We start from the raw sequence: 14,600 nt of genomic DNA on the forward strand, positions 1-14,600 counted from the left end.
AGCGGTGGTTGGGTGAACGGCGACCAGGCGAAGGACCGCCGAGGGGACGGCGACCTTGATCAACTCGGGCGGCCCGGCGCCGCCGTTCAGGCCCGCGGGTAGCGGGTGAGCCACCCCGGGGACGCCCCGGCCGGGCCGTGCAGTGCCGGGCCCTGGGTCATCTCCATCGCGAAGTCGTCGGCCAGTTCCAGGATCGTGGGGCGGCCCTCCAGCTCGGCCAGCCAGCCCGGCGGGAGGGCCGTCTCCCCGTGCAGGGCGCCGAGCAGGCCGCCCGTCAGGGCGCCCGCGGTGGCGGAGGGCCCGTCGTGGTTGACGGCGAGGGACAGCGCGTGCCGGGCGTCCTCGCCGACGCAGGCGCAGTACACGGCGGCGGCCACCAGCTCCTCCGCCGTGCCGTCCCCGGCCAGCCCGGCCACCCGCTCGGGCGTCGGCAGCCCCTGCCGTACGGCGTCCAGGGCCTGCCGGAGCGCGTCGGACACCGGCTCGTGTCCCGGCCACGCGGCGAGCAGCGCGAGCGCCTGGTGCACTGCGGCCTCCGGGGCGGCCCCGCGGGCCAGCCCGTGCACGATCACGGCGTACGCGCCCGCCGCCAGCCGGGCCGCGGGGTGCCCGTGGGTCTGCGCCGCGCACTCCACGGCGAGCTGGGCGACGAGCTGCGGGTCCCACCCGACCAGCAGCCCGAACGGGGCGGAGCGCCCGGCGGCCTCGGCACCGCGCTCTCCCGGGTTCTTCGGCGCGTCCGGCGTGCCCATCGTCTCGTCCCCGAGGCCGAGCAGCAGCGCCCGCGTCGGGCCGCGCCGGACGTACAGCCACTCCTCGCGGGCCAGCCAGCCGTCCTCCTCGCGCCGCTCGTCGGGGCCCCAGTCGTGCTGGGTGGCGGCCCAGCGCCGGTACGCCCGGTGCAGGTCGGTCGGCGGATGCCAGGCGCCGGTGTCCCGGCGCACCTGGGCGCGTATCAGCCCGTCCACGGAGAACAGGGTGAGCTGGGTGAGGTGCGTGACGGCGCCGCGCCGCCCGTGGGCGGGGGCGAGGTCCGCCAGCCCTTCGGCCCCGTACGCCTCCCGTATCCCGGCGAGGTCCAGCCGGTCGACGGGCGCGCCCAGCGCGTCGCCGACGGCCACCCCCAGCAGCGTCCCGCGCACCCGGCTGCGGAAGTCCTGCTGCTCGGCCCGCCCCCAGACGATCCCGGCCGTCGCGTCCACCCAGACCTCCCGGGGCACCGCCCGTCCCAACGTACGCCGTCGAGCACTGTAATCGAACGGGCGGGTGGTGCAGGGGGGAGGACGGGAACGCGTGGGGGCGGAGTGGGGCCGGTGGTCACTCGTACCAGGTCACGTTGCACACGTAGACGCATGCGTGACGGGGCACGGGCAGGAAGCTGATGAAACCGCGTCCGCCGAGGAAGTCGAACTCACGCAGACCGCCTTCGCGGTCGAATGGCCTGCCGACTCGCACGGAGTCGTGACCGAGGACGGCCAGTTCCGCAGCGAGCCGCTCCACCTCCGCCACCACTCCCGGCGGCAATCCTCCAGTGATGTACTCGGCACTCGGGTTGTAGTCCCAGGACCAGTCGGTCACAGCCCTGCCTCGGCCTCTGCCGCCTCGCGGATCGCACGAATCTCGGCGATCGCGGCGGACGGGTCCTGTTCGCCGGTGTCCACGATCCGCTCCAGTTCCCGCAGGCGCTCGGCACGGGCCGGATGACGTTCGATGGCGACGAACACGGCCCACGAGTGCACGAAGGCGCGCAACGGCGCAAGGCTCTGGACCTGCTGGGCGTTGGTCGTGGCCTCGAAGAGGTGCTGCGTGAGCGCCGGAAGCCGGCTGGGCGCGATCCGTGCGACAGCCCTGCGCAGCGCATCCGGGGTCAGCTCGGGCATGGGGATCAGAGGTCCGTAGGGACCGTCGGTCTGAGCGCTCATGGTGACCTCCGGTACGGATGGTTCGCTCCTCGTACGGTACCGGCGGAGATCTGCGCACGCTGCCGGGACGACGTGGGTCACATGACCCGCTCCCGGCGTCTCTACGCCGCCCTCCGCCCGGGAGGTGCCGTCCGGCAGTCGCGGCAGCGGCCCGGTCGCGGGGCCCGGAACGCGCGGTCGCAGCCGTCGCAGGTCTGGAGAGGGTCGGGGCGGCGCCTCGGCTCCGACGCGGGGGCCGGAGCGGCGGGCAGGTGTGGGGGCAGGTCGGTGGTGAGGCGGTGGCGCAGGAGGGCCGCCGGGTGGCGGATGGGGTCCTGGGGCAGGCCGGTCGTCAGGGTGCGGAGTACGGCGGTGGCGGGCACGCCGCGCTCCAGCCAGGCGGAGACGGCCGGGGCGAGGCGGCGTACGTCCCGTTCGGTGAGGAGCAGCCGGGAGTCGTGGGTGCGCAGGCGGACGAGGAGGTCGGCGGCGGTGCGGTCGGCGGGTGGGGCGGGCGCGACGGCGGGCGGCTTCTCGGCCTGGGGTTCGGGTGCGGCGGCGGAGACGGCGGCGCGGGGGTGGTTGGCGGAGACGACGGCGCGGGGGTGGTTGGCGGAGACGACGGCGCGGGGGTGGTTGGCGGAGACGGCGGCGCGGGGGTGGTTGTAGGAGACCGTCCGGGTCACGACTCGGCCGGATCGAAGACGCTCCTTGGTGCGTGCGAGGTACCCGTGCGCCTCCAGTTCCCGCAGGGCGGCGGCGATCCTGATCTCCCCCTCGGGGAACTTCGCGGCCAGCGCCTTGATCCCGACCGTCGTCCCGGCGGGCAGCGACTGGATGTGGACGGCGAGACCGATCGCCGTCAGGGACAGTTCCGGGTGCTGGAGGAGGTGGTTTCCGACGACGGTGAAGTTCTCGGTGTGGGGCACGTTGACGTGCTCGACACCGCCGGTGGAACGGCCGGACGCGGTGCGCGCGGGCGCGCTAGGCTGCTGGTCAGTCATCAGGAAGGTCTCTTCTTCCTCGGTGATCAGGCCCTCGCAGTGGGATGGCAGTCCCGGCGGGGGCCGAATCGTGTCTGGGGTTGTCTGCGGTTGTCGGGGCAGACGCTGCACCATGAACGGCCCGCCGCGCCAGCCGGGTTGGCGATGTTCACTCCGGAGAGTGACCGTCGGGGACGGCAGGGGCTGGTTCGGTTCTTTCCCCGGTTCTTTGGTCTTTGGCGTCGGCGCCCACCGGGTCACACCGCCCCGCGACCCGGTGCCGCTTCGGCCCAGACGGTCCTGGCGTGGTCGGGCGCCTCTCCACCCCCAGCGCCCGGCGAACACCGCCACGATCCGCAGCCCCCTGACCCGCCTCCATCTCCCCCGCCTCCGCGTCCCCGGCCGCCGGGTCCGGGACACGCGGGACCCGGTAGCCCCGGGCGCCGATGGCCTCGATCCGGAGGGTGCCGTCGGCCGGTGACTTCAGCCGCGGCCGGAAGTCCCGGCCCGGGACACGGCCGTGGAGCACGGCGTTCGGCGCCGGCTCGGCCACCACCTGCGCCGCATGCTCGGGGAGCACGCCCTCGTCGTCGAACCGACCCCAAGGACACCGAGTAACCCGCCGCACCTCTTTCCCCGGCAGCCGGCCTCGGTTCACGCCCCGTTCCCCGGGTACTTCCTTCAACGGTGAACGATCCCGGGCATGACGACCCACACGACACGTGCCGGTGCGACCGGCACGGCCGGCACGGCCGGTGCCCTGGTGGCCGCCGCGCTGCTCACCGGCCTCGCCGCCCCCGCCGCCACGGCCGCCCCCGCGCACCACGCGCACCACGCGCACCAGGCGGACCACGGGGCCCACGGGGCCCACGGGGCCCAGGCGGGACGGCAGCACATCCCCTTCACCGCCGCCGAGGTGGAGGCGCGGGACGACGGCTCCTACCGGGTCACCTGGACGGCGCCGGGCGTCCGGCACGTCGCCGTCCGGGCCAACGGCCGTACCGTCGCCTCGGGCGGCTCGTCCGGCGCGGTCACCGTGAGGGGGCTGCCCGCCGCCGACCGGCAGTGGTTCGACCTCGTGCCCGGACGCGGCGGCAGCCTGCGGCTCGCGGACCGGCTGATCGAGCTGGACGGGACCGTCAACTTCCGTGACGCGGGCGGCTACCGCACCCGGGACGGCCGCTGGGTGAAGATGGGCGTCGTCTACCGGTCCGACTCGCTCGACAAGCTCACCGGCGCCGACCTGGCCAAGCTGAAGCGGCTCGGCCTCTCCGTCGACTACGACCTGCGGACCACCTCCGAGCGGACCGACGCGCCCGACCGCCTCCCCGAGGGCACGCGGTACGTCGCGGCGAACGTCCTCGGCGACGGCTCCCCCGTCTTCTCGATGCCGAAGACGGCCGACGAGGCCGCCCGGCTCATGACCGACGGCGAGAAGGCGATGGTGAGCGGTGCGCCCGCGAAGGCCGCCTACTCCTCGGTCTTCGCCGACCTCGCCGACGGTGACCCGGACGGCACGCTCTACCACTGCACGGCCGGCAAGGACCGCACCGGCTGGGCGAGCGCCGCGCTGCTCACCGCCCTCGGGGTGCCGCGCGAGACGGTGATGGTGGACTACCTGGCCTCCAACGACTACCGCGCCGAGGCGAACGCCGCGGCCCTCGCCGCCCTGCCGCCCGCGCAGGCCGCGGTCTACAAGCCGATGCTCGACGTCCGGCCCGAGTACCTCGACTCCGGGTTCGAGGAGGTCGAGCGGGAGTACGGCTCCTTCGCGGCGTACGAGAAGCAGGCCCTCGGGCTCGACGCCCGCGAACTGCGCGAGCTGCGCGCCGGGTTGCTGGTGGGCTGACCGGCCCGGACGTCCCGGCTGGGCCCGTACGGAGTGGCTCGATCCGTACGGGCCCAGCCGCGCCGGGCGGGGAAGAGTACGGGTATGGCACCCACTTCCGCCTCGCGCGCCCTGCCGCTCGCCGCCACCCTGCTCACCGGCACCGTCGCCCTCTACATCACCCTCGTCGCCGTCGGGAACATCACCGACTTCGGGACGAACCAGCAGTTCGTCCGGCACGTTCTGGCCATGGACACCACGTTCGAGGACGAGGACCTGATGTGGCGGGCGATCACCACCGAGTGGATCCAGGACGCCGCCTACGTCCTGATCATCCTGTGGGAGTGCGCCGCCGCGCTCGTGCTGCTGTACGGGACCTGGCTGTGGTTCCGGCGCGACCATCCGCGCGCCCGCCGGGTCAGCACGTACGGGCTGCTCATGCTGATGCTGCTGTTCGGCGCCGGGTTCATCGCGATCGGCGGGGAGTGGTTCGCGATGTGGCAGTCGGAGCAGTGGAACGGACTGGACGCGGCGACGCGCGTCTTCCTGCTCAGCGGGGTCGTGCTGATCGTCGACCAGTTGCCCATGGGGCCCGGCGACGGCGTCAGGTGACCACCCTGACCTCCGTACCGGGGGTGGCGAAGGCCCATACGGCCGTCCCGTCGGCCTTGTGCAGGCGGATGCCGCCCGTCTTCGCCCCGGGGGAGGGCGGCGGGGGCGAGGAACCGTCGACGGCGTTGGAGAAGCCGACGGTGACGCCGTCCTGGACGGCGAAGTAGACGATGTGCTCGACCTTCACGCCGTCCGATCCGGTCGTGGACTCGGTGCGGCCCCCGATCGTGTACGTGCCGGGGTCCGGGCTGACCGTGCCGGGCCACACGGTGAAGCTGCGCCGGGTGGCGTCGCTGGCGTCGACCAGCCAGACCCGCTTCTGCCCGACGGAGTAGACGATGCGGCGGCCGGTGCCGGAGCCGTCCGGCACGGCGGGTGTCGCGGACGCGGTCGGGGTGGGGTGCGCGCCCGCCGCCGGGGCACTGGTCCGGACGGCGGCCGTGGGGGCGGGGCGCGGCCCCTGGTCCGCCTGCACGGCCAGGACGGCCACTCCCGCTATCGCCCCCACGGTCAGGCCGGTGACCCAGGCCCACGAGGGAAGTCGGGCAGGCATGGGCACGCATCTCCTCACCTACAGCACCATGGTTCGGATCATCGTACTGTGAGCGCCCCGGCCGATCCCCGCCCGGAGACCAGCCGGGGACCGGCCGGGGACCGGTCAGGGATCGACCGGGAACCGGCCGGGGATCAGTCGAGCACCGGCAGCAGCTCCGGCAGGTGGCCGTCCGATGCCTCGGCCGCCCGGCGGCGTTCCTCCGGCACCTCGCCGTAGAGGGTGGTGCGGGGCTTGGCGGGGCGGCCGGCGGCCTCCGCGACCGCGATCAGGTCCTTGACCGACTTGTACGAGCCGTAGGAGGAGCCCGCCATGCGGGAGATCGTCTCCTCCATGAGGGTGCCGCCCAGGTCGTTGGCGCCGGAGCGGAGCATCTCCGCCGCACCCTCCGTGCCCAGTTTCACCCAGCTCGTCTGGATGTTGGGGATGTGCGGGTGGAGGAGGAGGCGGGCCATCGCCGTCACCGCGCGGTTGTCGCGGGTGGTCGGGCCGGGGCGGGCGATCCCGGCCAGGTAGACCGGGGCGTTGGTGTGGATGAAGGGGAGGGTCACGAACTCCGTGAAGCCGCCCGTCCGCTGCTGGATGCGGGCCAGGGTACGCAGGTGGCCGAGCCAGTGGCGGGGCTGGTCGACGTGGCCGTACATCATCGTCGAGGACGAGCGGATGCCCAGCTCGTGGGCGGTGGTGACGACCTCGATCCAGGTGGCCGTGGGCAGCTTGCCCTTGGTGAGGACCCAGCGGACCTCGTCGTCGAGGATCTCCGCCGCCGTGCCGGGGATGGAGTCCAGCCCGGCCTCCTTGGCGGCCGTGAGCCACTCGCGGATCGACAGGCCGGTGCGGGTGGCGCCGTTGACGACCTCCATCGGGGAGAAGGCGTGCACGTGCATGCCGGGGACGCGTTCCTTCACGGCGCGTGCGATGTCGAAGTACGCGGTGCCGGGCAGGTCCGGGTGGATGCCGCCCTGCATGCACACCTCCACCGCGCCGACCTCCCACGCCTGCTGGGCGCGGTCGGCGACCTGCTCCAGGGAGAGGGTGTAGGCGTCGGCGTCGGTGCGGCGCTGGGCGAAGGCGCAGAAGCGGCAGCCGGTGTAGCAGACGTTGGTGAAGTTGATGTTGCGGGTGACGATGTACGTGACGCCGTCGCCGACCGCCGACCTGCGGACGTCGTCGGCCACTTTGCACAGGGCGTCCAGGGCCGGGCCGTCGGCGTGCAGGAGGGCGAGCGCCTCGTCGTCGGTGAGCTTCGTCGGGTCGTCGGCCGCCGTCGCCAGGGCGGCGCGTACGTCGGTGTCGATGCGCTCGGGAGCCATGCCGGGGGCGGCGGCCTCGCGCAGGGCGCCCCAGTCGCCGTACACCTCGTCGAAGTCGTCGCGGCGGTCGGTGGTGCGGCCCTCGGTGTCGATGGCCGTGTGCAGGTCGGTGCGGCCGGTGGGGGTGAACACCTCGTCCGGTTCCTGCCAGGGGCGGCCCTCGACGACGGCGTCCTCGCGGGCGAGGCCGGTTTCCGGGTCGGCCAGCGCCGTCACGTGCGGGAGCAGGCGGGGGTCGAGCCAGGGCTCGCCGCGCTTGACGAACTCCGGGTAGACGCAGAGGCGTTCGCGCAGCTCGAAACCGGCCGCCCGGGACCGCTCGGCGAGTTCGTCGATCTGCGGCCAGGGGCGTTCGGGGTTGACGTGGTCGATGGTGAGCGGGGAGACGCCGCCCCAGTCGTCGATGCCGGCGCCGATGAGCCGCTCGTACTCGGCGTCGACGAGGTTGGGCGGGGCCTGGAGACAGGCGGCGGGGCCCATGATGTGCCGGGCGACGGCGACGGTGGCGACCAGCTCGTCCAGTTCGGCGTCCGGCATGCCGCGCATCGCGGTGTCCGGCTTGGCGCGGAAGTTCTGGATGATCAGTTCCTGGATGCCGTGGTAGGCGCGGGAGATCTTCCGCAGGGCGAAGAGGGACTCGGCGCGCTCCTCGTAGGTCTCGCCGATGCCGATGAGGAGGCCGGAGGTGAAGGGGACGGAGGAGCGGCCGGCGTCCTCCAGGACGCGCAGGCGGACGGCGGGTTCCTTGTCCGGGGAGCCGTGGTGGGGGCCGCCGGGCTCGGACCACAGGCGGGTCGCCGTCGTCTCCAGCATCATGCCCATGGAGGGGGCGACGGGCTTGAGGCGCTGGAAGTCCGTCCAGGACATGACGCCCGGGTTGAGGTGCGGCAGCAGGCCGGTCTCCTCCAGGATGCGGATGGAGACGGCGCGGACGTAGGCGAGGGTGTCGTCGTAGCCGTGCGCGTCGAGCCACTCGCGCGCCTCGGGCCAGCGGTCCTCGGGCTTGTCGCCGAGGGTGATGAGGGCTTCCTTGCAGCCGAGGGCGGCGCCCTTGCGGGCGATATCGAGGACCTCGTCCGGCGACATGAACATCCCGTGCCCGGCGCGGCGCAGCTTGCCGGGGACGGTGACGAAGGTGCAGTAGTGGCACTTGTCCCGGCACAGCCGGGTCAGGGGGATGAAGACGCTCTTGGAGTAGGTGATGACGCCGGGGCGGCCCGCCGCGTCCAGGCCCGCGTCCCGCACCCGGGCGGCGGAGGCGGTCAGGTCCTCCAGGTGCTCGCCACGGGCCTGGAGCAGGACCGCGGCCTCGGTGACGTCGAGGGCGACGCCGTCCCGGGCGCGTTTGAGGGCGCGACGCATGGAGTTCTCGGTGGGGCCGGTTCCGGAGGTCGCGGAAGTCGTCATCCTTCGAGCATACGAGCGGGGTGATCAGGCGGAGCAGGAAGCTCGGGCGCCCGGGTTCCTCAGAAGACGAGGTCGCTCCACCACCAGGCGAGGGACGGCAGCCGCCGGGGGTCCTGCCGGCCGGGGCGGGGGGTGTCGGTCCAGTGGCCGCCGGCCGTCTGGGCGGGGATGCGGGCCGGGGCGGCGGGGGTGATGCCGTCCGGGGCCAGGTAGCGCGGCACGCTCAGTCCCCATTCGATGTTGCCGCGGATGCCGTGCCCGAGGTCGGTGAGGTAGTGGCGCAGGGCGCTGCCGGCGCGCGGGGTGACCTGGTCGCGCAGGGCGAGGAACCGTTCCAGCACGGCGTCGCGCAGGGCGATGGCCTCGTCGACGGCTTGCCGGAGCGAGTGGCGGTGGTGGGTCATGAGGACGTTGACGATGTTCTGTTCGGTCTGGTGGCGGGTGGTCTCCCTGGTGTGGGAGTGGCGGTCGTTGTCGAGTGCCGCGACCAGAATGGCCATCTCGGTCAGGGCGCGGACCGCGGGCGAGTCCATCTCGCGGTCGGGCACGTCGAGGCCGTTGGCGATCTCCAGCATCGCGTAGGTGGGTTCGCCGCCGGCCGAGTGCAGGCGCATGGTCAGGTACTCGTCGAGGTCCGGCATGCGGCCGGCGGCCCGGTTGCCGATCTGCCACTGGACGCCGGTGAGCCAGGCGCGGTGGGCGTGCTCGAAACGGCGGTTCTGGACGGGTCCGGCGGCTGCGCGGAACAGTTCCCCGATCTCGTGCAGGGCGGCGGCGTAGGGGTCGGCGCAGGACAGCCGGCCGGGCACTTCCAGGGCGCGCTGCACCGAGAAGGCCATGGGGGCGAAGGCGGCGGGGTCGGCGGCGAAGGGGCCTTCGTCACAGCGGGCGTCGTCGAAGACGAAACCCCAGTAGACCCACAGGGCGGCGAGCCACAGCCGGTCCGGATCGGCGTCCGGGGCGAAGCGGGCGTAGAAGTCGGCGCTGCGGCTGCCGGCGATCCGGGCGAGGTCGGTGCCGTCGCGGCACAGGCCGCTGCGTTCGAACCAGGCCAGGGCGCGGCGCTCGGCCTCCTCGGCCTCGGGGTGGACGGCGGATTCGATGGGGCAGTAGAAGGGCGGGGTGTCGACGGCGGTACCGGTCACCGGTTCTCCTTTCGCCGCGGGGACGGGCCGCGGGGACGGGCCCGCGGGGACGGACCGCGGTGCCGTGCGGCGGTGCCGTGCGGCGGACGCGGTCGAGTGGTCGGGGTGGCGGTCCGGACAGACAGCCCGGACAGACAGCCCGGAGAGGCGGTCCGGACAGGCGGTCCGGACAGGCGGTCCGGTCAGGCGGTCCGGATGGCGGCGCGGGCCGCGATCTGCCGCAGCGCGGCGGCGATCTCGGGCGCGAGCGGGCCGCCGTCCAGGGCGCGCAGCGCCTGCTCGTACCGTTCGGCGATCATGCATTCGACGGTGTCGCGGGCGCCGGTGTGCTGGAGGATGTGCCGGACGCGTGCGGCGCCGTCCTCGTCGAGGTCCGCCCGGCCGACCAGGGCGTCGAGCGTCTTGCGCTGCTCCGGCGTGGCGTGCCGGGTGGCGAGGGCCATGAGCACGGTGGCCTTGCCCGAGCGGAGGTCTTCGAGGACCGGTTTTCCGGTCAGGGCGGGGTCGCCGAAGACTCCGAGGAGGTCGTCCCGCAGCTGGAACGCCTCCCCGAGGGGGAGCGCGTACGCGGAGCACAGGGCGAGCAGGTCCCGGTCGGCGCCGGCGAGGGCGGCCCCCAGGTGCAGGGGCCGTTCGACGGTGTACTTGGCGGTCTTCAGGCGGGCGATCGTCAGGGCCTCCTCGACATCGCCGGTGGGCCGTCCGGTGGCCGTCAGGTCCATGTGCTGGCCCAGGAGCACCTCGCCGCGCATGGCGTCGAGCAGCGGCAGCACGGTGTCGCGCTGCCGGGGGCTCAGACCGGCCGTGTTGACGAGGGCGTTGGAGCAGATCAGGGCCAGGTCGCCGAGGAGGATGGCGGCGTGGACGCCGAAGGCGTCGGCGTCCGGCCTCGCCCGGTGCCGGGTGGCGAACGCCCGGTGCGCGCTGGGGCGGCCCCGGCGGGTGGGGCTGCCGTCGATGATGTCGTCGTGGATCAGGGCGAAGGCGTGGAAGACCTCCAGGCTCGCCGCCGTGCGCCACAGGGTCTCCTCCCCGTCCTCTCCGCCCTCACCGTCCTCTCCGCCGCCGCCCGCGGCGTACCAGCCGAGGACGCACAGCAGGGGCCGGATGCGTTTGCCGGGCGCGAGGACGAAATCGGTCAGGGCCCGGGTCAGTTCGCCGGCGCGGCCCCGGGGGGAGGGGACTCCGGCGGGCGGGCGGCGCAGGATCTCCGCCAGGACGGTGTCGACCCGGTCGCGGAGGGCGTCGAGGTCGAGCGTGGGGACGAGGTCGGTACTCATGGGGGCTTCCTCCCTGCGGGCGGACCGGCAGGCGGGGTGGAGACGGGGACGGCAGGCGGGGCGGAGGTGGTGGGGGGCGGGGCCCGCGGACAACTGGCCTGCGGACAGCGGGCGGCGGGCGGCGGACCCACGGAAGCGGGCGGCGGTGTGCCGGTCACCGGTCCCTGGCGTAGTGGTTCCAGAGCATCGTGGTGGCGAGCGCGAGGGACACCTCCGCCGCGCCTTTGCGCAGGCCGGAGGAGCGGGTGGCCGAGCGGGAGCCGTTGAGGTTCATGCGCATGGTCAGGTCCCGGTTGGACAAGTCCTTCGTGATGCCCCGCAGTTGCTGGGGGGCGGAGGCACCGGCCGTGATCACCTCCAGGGCCGTACGGACGGCCTGCTGCGGAGAGAGCGACTCCTTGACCAGGTCGGTGACGATGCCGACGAGTTCCTCGGAGAAGACGTCGATGAGGGAGAGCTCCGGGCACAGGTGCCGGATCGATCCCTCGATGTTGGCGAAGGACTTGCCCAGGATGGAGACCATGGGGCTGGTGCGGATGCCGCGGCGGGTGGAGTGCTGGAGCACGGCGGTGAGGGTCACCCCGAAGTTGAGCTCCTCCAGGGAGGCGGTGGCGATCTGCGGCACCAGTGAGGCCATGTCGCCGGCGAACGCCGCCGTGTTCGCCCACGAGGTGGCGCTGCCCATGTCGATCCAGGCCCGGGCGGTCCCGGCCCCGTCGTTCATCGCCAGGTTGAGCAGCAGCAGCAGGATGCTGGTGCTCATGGGCCGGTCGATGCGGCCGACCATGCCCCAGTCGATCACGGTGGCCGGGTGGCCGGGCTCCACGAAGATGTTCCCCGGGTGCGGGTCCGCGTGGAAGATGCGGTCGACGAAGTAGCCCCGGTACATGAAGGCGAGCAGGTCCTGCCCGATGGCCCTGCGTTCCTCGGTGTCGAACCGGTCCTTGTCGGCCTCCCGGATCGGCGTCCCCGGTGCGAGGCCCTGCACCAGGACCCGTTCGGTGGCCTCGATCACCTCGGGCACCGTGACGTGGTCGAAGTCCTCCGCCGCCTTGGCCGCCTCGGTCATGTTCCGGGCTTCCATCACGAAGTCGAGTTCGGGCCGCATCGCGTCGAAGACCACGTTGAGCATGGCCTCGACGTCGATGACCTCGTTGAAGCGCCAGGCCCGCCGGGAGGCGAAGCGGGACAGGGAGCCCATGAGCTTCATGTCCGCCTCGACCGTCTCGCGCACACCGGGACGCTGGATCTTCACCGCGACCGGCCGTCCGCCGGGCAGTTCCGCCCGGTACACCTGGGCCAGGGACGCCGTGCCCAGCGGGTGCTCGGTGTCGAAGTCGCGGAACCGCCCGGCCCAGCCCGGCCCCAGCTCCCGCCGGAGCACCGGTTCGAAGTCGGCGAACGGGGCGGGTGACGCCTCGTCCTGGAGCTTCTCGAACTCCTCGATCATCTCCGGGGTCACGATGTCGGGCCGCGTGGCCAGCATCTGGCCGACTTTCACGTAGAAGGGGCCGAGGCTCTCCAGAGCGCGGCGGACGTTGCGGGCCCGGCGTACGGCCCCCGCGTCCGCCCGGCCGGCGGGCGTGGCGGCGAGTGCCGCCTCCTGCCGGATCAGGTGGGCGAGCACGCGCATCAGCACCCGCCCTCGGCCCGCGCTCACCTCCGGTGCTCCCGCGTCCGATGCTCCCGCGTCCGGTGGCCCGCGTTCCCCGGTCCGGCCGCGCCCCGGGCGGGCCGCCGGTGCCGTCGCGGCCGGGCGGGCGGGCGGTCAGCGCACATCACGGATACGGTCGATACGGTCGGCCAGACGCGCCAGCTCGTCCCTCAGGGCCTCCGCGTCCTCCGCCCCGCGCGCCCGCGGCACCCTGCCCCGGTTCCCGGGGTGGTCCCCCTCGCCCCAGCGCCGGTCCATCCGCCCCCGGAGCAGTTCCAGCTGGCCCTTCAGCGCCGCGAGTTCGTCCGGGTCCTCGTCCGGGGCCTCGCCGGGGTGGTCGTCGTCCGGGCGCGGACGCGGAGCCGGCCGGCGGTCGGACGCGTAGGGTTCCCCCTCGTCCGGGCGGAGCCGCCGCGGCCCGTCACCACGGCGGTGACGGTCACCACGCCGGTGCCGACGACCACGACGCCCGTCCCGGTCATCGTCGTAGTCGTAGTCGTCGTCATCGTCGTAGTCGTAGTCGTCGCGTCGGTCACGGCGATCGCGTCGGTCGTCGTGGCCGCGACCACCTCGGTGGTGATCGTCGTCGTCCAGCGCCCGGCTGACCGAGCTCCGCAGGCCGCATTCGAAATCCCCGGCTCTGTCCAGGGCGTCGTCCACGAGGTCCTCCGTGGCGCGCACGATATTGCGCAACGCGTGACTGAACGACGTACGGGAACGGCGACGGGACATGGGGTGACCCCTTTCCGGGAAGCGAGAAGAGAAGACACGCACACGGACCCGAGAAATACGCAGGACCGCGCCCGTGCCTGCCCACACAGAATTCCGGGGCGGTTTCCGGCTACGCTCATACTGGCCGACAGGCCCGAACGAAAACGCCAGCCCTGCCGATTTCATTCAATTGAGCGAAGCGCTTTTCCCGCAGGTTCCGCGCGCCGTCGCGCGCCGGTGCTCACAGGGGGCTCAGCGGCGAGGGAACCTCACAGCTCACGGACCGCGGACGCCGACTCGGACGTTAATATGCACGCGCCCCCTCGCCCGGCGCCCGGATTCCCCGACCCGCGGAGCGCGGTCAGAAGAAATAAAAAACCAGCCGCAACAGGGCAGCGGCCGCGAAGATCCCCGTCCATATGGCAAGCGAAAACGTCATTGCGACAGATGCGGATTCGCGGCGGCATGCCGGGGGATCAATCCGGAAAAACCCAGAGGCTGCCCGCCGGGGAAACCCGACGGGAGAAAGGAGGACATCCCATGGCGAGGATCACGAGGATCGAGGTGCACGTCCGCACCGCCGACGTGCCGCACGGGGGAACACAGGGGTGGGTCTACCTGGGCGTCGCCGGCCGCGAGTTCGTGCTCGACGCCGCCGGGACCACCAGCGGCACCCGGACCGGTGACAACTGGACCTTCGTGCTGGGCGAGGACGCCAACGTCGAGAACCCCGCCTACAACGACCCGCGCAGGCCGCAGCTGCACACCGACGACCTCGACCGCTACCCGGTCTACCTGAGGTTCGAGCCCGTGGGGCCCGACCCCGCCTGGTGCCTGGAGCGCGTCGTCGTCAACGTCAACGGCGACACCGACCATCCGCACACCTTCGACAACCCGAACCTCGCCGACTTCGGGGAGGACCGCCGTCTGTGGCTGGGCCAGGAGTACGGCAAGCAGCTCTACCTCAAGCGGTACGACGACTGACGGCGCCGGACGCGGCACGACCGCCACCTCCCGCGAAGTGGCGGTCCGTCCGGCGCCGTCCGGCGCCGTCCGCGCACCGGGCGCCCGACGGCCCGGCGCCCCCGTTATGTTTTCCGCGGTCCTGCAAGAGGGCTGCTGGCCTCCGGGCCCGGCATGACTGTTGCCCCCTGTCGAACGGATGACCTGGGGGGTGGTGTCACCGGGCCCGAGGGGTGCCGTCGGAGACGCT

The 14,600-nt window shown here is 73.2% G+C and carries 13 protein-coding genes; 3 read left to right on the top strand and 10 right to left on the bottom strand.

What is annotated here, in order from left to right; translation table 11 throughout:
* Window positions 1–86 precede the first annotated feature (86 nt).
* The 4 genes from ABZ340_RS06955 to ABZ340_RS06970 all read right to left on the bottom strand — a co-directional run bounded on the left by ABZ340_RS06955 (window position 87) and on the right by ABZ340_RS06970 (window position 2,905).
* Window positions 87–1,202: an ADP-ribosylglycohydrolase family protein gene (locus ABZ340_RS06955; protein ID WP_358780718.1), complete on the bottom strand. Its 1,116-nt coding sequence runs from the start codon at window positions 1,200–1,202 to the stop codon at window positions 87–89.
* A 115-nt stretch (window positions 1,203–1,317) separates the two neighbouring features.
* The gene (locus ABZ340_RS06960) at window positions 1,318–1,578 is read right to left on the bottom strand and encodes a hypothetical protein (protein ID WP_358780699.1); all 261 of its coding nucleotides are present in this window, start codon (window positions 1,576–1,578) and stop codon (window positions 1,318–1,320) included.
* Window positions 1,575–1,922 (bottom strand): DUF6247 family protein, encoded by a 348-nt coding sequence (locus tag ABZ340_RS06965; protein WP_358780700.1) that lies wholly within the window; start codon window positions 1,920–1,922, stop codon window positions 1,575–1,577. The genes ABZ340_RS06960 and ABZ340_RS06965 overlap by 4 nt, the downstream gene beginning before the upstream one ends.
* A gap of 101 nt (window positions 1,923–2,023) precedes the next feature.
* Entirely contained in the window at window positions 2,024–2,905 is an 882-nt protein-coding gene (locus tag ABZ340_RS06970; protein WP_358780701.1) for a helix-turn-helix domain-containing protein, read from the bottom strand.
* A 682-nt stretch (window positions 2,906–3,587) separates the two neighbouring features.
* On the opposite strand from ABZ340_RS06970, the gene ABZ340_RS06975 reads away from it, so the two are divergent.
* Together ABZ340_RS06975 and ABZ340_RS06980 are read left to right on the top strand one after the other, a co-directional pair.
* On the top strand, window positions 3,588–4,733 hold the full coding sequence (locus ABZ340_RS06975; protein WP_358780702.1) for a tyrosine-protein phosphatase: 1,146 nt from the start codon (window positions 3,588–3,590) through the stop codon (window positions 4,731–4,733).
* Window positions 4,734–4,817: 84 nt separating this feature from the next.
* Window positions 4,818–5,324, top strand: a complete 507-nt coding sequence (locus tag ABZ340_RS06980) for a DUF2165 domain-containing protein (protein ID WP_358780703.1) — start codon at window positions 4,818–4,820, stop codon at window positions 5,322–5,324.
* Here ABZ340_RS06980 and ABZ340_RS06985 read toward each other — a convergent pair.
* From ABZ340_RS06985 to ABZ340_RS07010, 6 genes are all read right to left on the bottom strand, one after another.
* Window positions 5,317–5,877: a hypothetical protein gene (locus ABZ340_RS06985; RefSeq protein ID WP_358780704.1), complete on the bottom strand. Its 561-nt coding sequence runs from the start codon at window positions 5,875–5,877 to the stop codon at window positions 5,317–5,319. The genes ABZ340_RS06980 and ABZ340_RS06985 overlap by 8 nt on opposite strands.
* Before the next feature lie 134 nt (window positions 5,878–6,011).
* Window positions 6,012–8,597 (bottom strand): bifunctional FO biosynthesis protein CofGH, encoded by a 2,586-nt coding sequence (locus ABZ340_RS06990; RefSeq protein ID WP_358780705.1) that lies wholly within the window; start codon window positions 8,595–8,597, stop codon window positions 6,012–6,014.
* A 59-nt stretch (window positions 8,598–8,656) separates the two neighbouring features.
* Window positions 8,657–9,742 (bottom strand): glutamate dehydrogenase, encoded by a 1,086-nt coding sequence (locus tag ABZ340_RS06995; RefSeq protein ID WP_358780706.1) that lies wholly within the window; start codon window positions 9,740–9,742, stop codon window positions 8,657–8,659.
* A gap of 182 nt (window positions 9,743–9,924) precedes the next feature.
* Complete coding sequence (locus ABZ340_RS07000; protein WP_358780707.1) at window positions 9,925–11,022, bottom strand: polyprenyl synthetase family protein; 1,098 nt, start codon at window positions 11,020–11,022, stop codon at window positions 9,925–9,927.
* Window positions 11,023–11,176: 154 nt separating this feature from the next.
* Window positions 11,177–12,682 (bottom strand): AarF/UbiB family protein, encoded by a 1,506-nt coding sequence (locus tag ABZ340_RS07005; RefSeq protein ID WP_358780708.1) that lies wholly within the window; start codon window positions 12,680–12,682, stop codon window positions 11,177–11,179.
* Between the two features lie 108 nt (window positions 12,683–12,790).
* On the bottom strand, window positions 12,791–13,408 hold the full coding sequence (locus ABZ340_RS07010; protein WP_358780709.1) for a hypothetical protein: 618 nt from the start codon (window positions 13,406–13,408) through the stop codon (window positions 12,791–12,793).
* Window positions 13,409–13,927: 519 nt separating this feature from the next.
* Between ABZ340_RS07010 and ABZ340_RS07015 the strand changes: the two genes are divergently transcribed.
* The gene (locus ABZ340_RS07015; protein WP_358780710.1) at window positions 13,928–14,371 is read left to right on the top strand and encodes a hypothetical protein; all 444 of its coding nucleotides are present in this window, start codon (window positions 13,928–13,930) and stop codon (window positions 14,369–14,371) included.
* Window positions 14,372–14,600: the final 229 nt, after the last annotated feature.

Source organism: Streptomyces sp. NPDC006134 (assembly GCF_040628835.1).
In the GTDB taxonomy this organism is placed as follows: domain Bacteria; phylum Actinomycetota; class Actinomycetes; order Streptomycetales; family Streptomycetaceae; genus Streptomyces.

Coding starts and splice junctions, on each gene's coding strand:
- ABZ340_RS06965 (WP_358780700.1), bottom strand. CDS start 1,922: ATGAGCGCTCAGACCGACGGTCCCTACGGACCTCTGATCCCCATGCCC.
- ABZ340_RS06970 (WP_358780701.1), bottom strand. CDS start 2,905: ATGACTGACCAGCAGCCTAGCGCGCCCGCGCGCACCGCGTCCGGCCGT.
- ABZ340_RS06975 (WP_358780702.1), top strand. CDS start 3,588: ATGACGACCCACACGACACGTGCCGGTGCGACCGGCACGGCCGGCACG.
- ABZ340_RS06980 (WP_358780703.1), top strand. CDS start 4,818: ATGGCACCCACTTCCGCCTCGCGCGCCCTGCCGCTCGCCGCCACCCTG.
- ABZ340_RS06985 (WP_358780704.1), bottom strand. CDS start 5,877: ATGCCTGCCCGACTTCCCTCGTGGGCCTGGGTCACCGGCCTGACCGTG.
- ABZ340_RS06990 (WP_358780705.1), bottom strand. CDS start 8,597: ATGACGACTTCCGCGACCTCCGGAACCGGCCCCACCGAGAACTCCATG.
- ABZ340_RS07000 (WP_358780707.1), bottom strand. CDS start 11,022: ATGAGTACCGACCTCGTCCCCACGCTCGACCTCGACGCCCTCCGCGAC.
- ABZ340_RS07010 (WP_358780709.1), bottom strand. CDS start 13,408: ATGTCCCGTCGCCGTTCCCGTACGTCGTTCAGTCACGCGTTGCGCAAT.
- ABZ340_RS07015 (WP_358780710.1), top strand. CDS start 13,928: ATGGCGAGGATCACGAGGATCGAGGTGCACGTCCGCACCGCCGACGTG.